At 46.2% G+C, this 779-nt stretch carries 1 protein-coding gene; it reads right to left on the bottom strand.

The window, feature by feature from the left end; translation table 11 throughout:
- On the bottom strand, positions 1-779 hold a 779-nt coding region (locus A3763_RS03320; RefSeq protein WP_304440783.1), incomplete at both ends, for an FAD-binding domain-containing protein.

Raw genomic sequence — 779 nt, 5'->3', positions numbered from 1 at the left:
ACTCAAACCAAGCTGCTCCATAGCGCCAGTCCACGCTCAATTCATTAACCAAACAACTGGCTGCGATTTGTCGGCCTCTGTTTGATAGATACCCCGTGTTTTTTAGTTCCTTCATGCAGGCATTGACAATCTTGAAAGGCGTTTCGCCTTCACACCATTTACTGAAGCGTTCAGGGTAGAAACTAGTAAGCGGGGGTGACTTTTTGGATCCTTGGAAACTAAATAGTTGGTCTCCTTTTAGAAAGTGCCACCATTGGAAATATTCTCTCCACAATAGCTCGACATATAGCCAACGAGATGAATCGTTAGACCCGTTTTCCTGTTCGTATTCAAGCAATTTCTTGATGACCTGGCGTGGAGATAGACAGCCGCTACTTAACCAGGGTGATATTTTGCTGCTGTTGGTCCAGCCGGATAATTCATTCCTTACTGTCTTGTAGCGACGGGGCGCATCACTGGAGAAATACTCGAACAGATGGCCAAACGCTTCGCGTTCACCACCGGTAAAGCGGAGCGAAGTCGTATTCACAGGAAGCCAATCAGGAATCTTCTCTGCTTCCAACATATCTATCTTAGGCATGATTGGCAGGAATTTGGGGGCAGGAAGGGGGTCAGGGACACCTTGATTTTCAATTGATTTCCTGAAGCGTGAGTATGTTTGGGGTAACTGAGAGACCTTAAACGGTAGTTCTAACTCATTGAAGATCGTGTATTGTTCATATTCTATTACCGCAGCCTCGGAGCATTTCCTGCGAATCGCTTTAAGGATGTGCCGCTCA

This window comes from Oleiphilus sp. HI0128 (assembly GCF_001635365.1).
This window is presented reverse-complemented; position numbering and strand designations above follow the sequence as displayed.